The sequence below is a fragment of the Acidovorax sp. KPB24-03 genome (genome assembly GCF_057546605.1).
Map to the genome: position 1 here is coordinate 1 of NZ_BAAJYR010000585.1, position 1,712 is coordinate 1,712.

General features: G+C 69.3%; 2 protein-coding genes. Both read left to right on the plus strand.

The annotated features are described in order from the left end of the window. The coding region (amt, locus tag AC27KI_RS24215; protein ID WP_487116284.1) for an ammonium transporter at nt 1-1,306 on the plus strand (1,306 nt) is incomplete at its 5' end. A 211-nt stretch (nt 1,307-1,517) separates the two neighbouring features. Beyond that, on the plus strand, nt 1,518-1,712 hold a 195-nt coding region (locus AC27KI_RS24220), incomplete at its 3' end, for an SMP-30/gluconolactonase/LRE family protein (RefSeq protein WP_487116286.1).

Sequence of the window (1,712 nt, forward strand, 5' to 3'; positions counted from 1 at the left end):
AGCCCCTGCGCCAGTGGCGGCCGCACCCGCACCGGCGGAAGCCGCCGCGGCCGCAGCACCTGCCGCCGCCCCCACGCCCAAGCTCGATTCGGGCGACACGGCCTGGATGCTGACCTCCACGCTGCTCGTGATCCTCATGACCATCCCGGGCCTGGCCCTGTTCTACGGCGGCCTGGCCCGCTCCAAGAACATGCTGTCGGTGCTGGTGCAGGTGTTCGTGATCTTCTCGCTGATGAGCGTGCTGTGGGCCGTGTACGGCTACACCCTCACGTTCGGCGGCGAAGGCACGTTCTTCGGCGGCTTCGACAAGATCTTCCTCAAGGGCATCGCGCCGGACACGCTCTCGGGCGCGCTGCCGACCATCCCCGAGTACGTGTTCGTGGCCTTCCAGGGCACCTTCGCGGCCATCACCGTGGCGCTGATCGTGGGCTCGTTCGCCGAACGCATCAAGTTCTCCGCCGTGCTGATCTTCAGCGTGCTGTGGTTCACCTTCAGCTACATCCCCATGGCGCACATGGTGTGGGGCGGCGGCCTTTTGGCGAAGGACGGCGCGCTCGACTTCGCCGGCGGCACCGTGGTGCACATCAACGCCGGGATCGCCGGCCTGGTGGGCGCCTACATGGTGGGCAAGCGCATCGGCTTCGGCAAGGAAGCGCTCACGCCCCACAGCCTGACGCTGACGATGGTCGGTGCCTCGCTGCTGTGGGTGGGCTGGTTCGGCTTCAACGCCGGCTCCGCCGGTGCCGCCAACGGCGCTGCGGGCCTGGCCTTCATCAACACCGTCCTGGCCACGGCCGCGGCCACGCTGAGCTGGCTGGCCGGCGAGTCGCTGCACAAGGGCAAGGCCTCCATGCTGGGCGCCGCATCGGGTGCCGTGGCAGGTCTGGTGGCCGTCACGCCGGCCGCCGGTTTCGTCGGTCCCATGGGCTCCATCGTGCTCGGCCTGATCGCCGGCGTGGTCTGCCTCTGGGGCGTGGGTGGCCTCAAGAAGATGCTGGGCGCCGACGATGCATTCGACGTGTTCGGCGTGCACGGCGTGGGCGGCATCATCGGTGCCATCCTGACCGGTGTGTTCGCATCCCAAGGCCTGGGCGGCACGGGTGGCCTGACCCCCGACACGTTCGCCATGGGCGCACAGGTCTGGATCCAGCTCAAGAGCGTGCTGGTGACCATCGTGTGGTCCGGCGTCGTGGCCTTCATCGCCTACAAGATCGCCGACCTGCTGGTGGGCCTGCGTGTGCCGGAAGAAGCCGAGCGCGAAGGCCTGGACATCACTTCGCACGGCGAAACCGCCTACAACCGCTGACCGGCTGAGATCCCTGCCGCGGTGACTGGTGGCATCGCGGCGGTGCGACAACAAGCGAGATATTCCTCCTGGACATTGGGCCCGCCGCAAGGTGGGCCTTTTTTTTTGGCCCGCGGCCACCGGCCGCGAATAATGGAAGCAGCAGACCGGCGCGCCAGCGGTGGCGTGCCCGGCCCCTTCCACCGCCTTCCCAGGAGACCCCCCCATGCCCATGGACTGGCGTCCCGCCACTTCCGAGCCCGACCAGTTGGGCGAATCGCCTTTCTGGCACCCCGTCGAATCGCGCCTGTACTGGGTGGACATCGCCGGCCGCGCGCTGTGCCGGCTGCACCCGGCCTCGGGCCGGGCCGAGCGCTGGGCCATGCCGTCCGAGCCCGGCTGCATCGCGCCCGCGCGCACCGCGGGC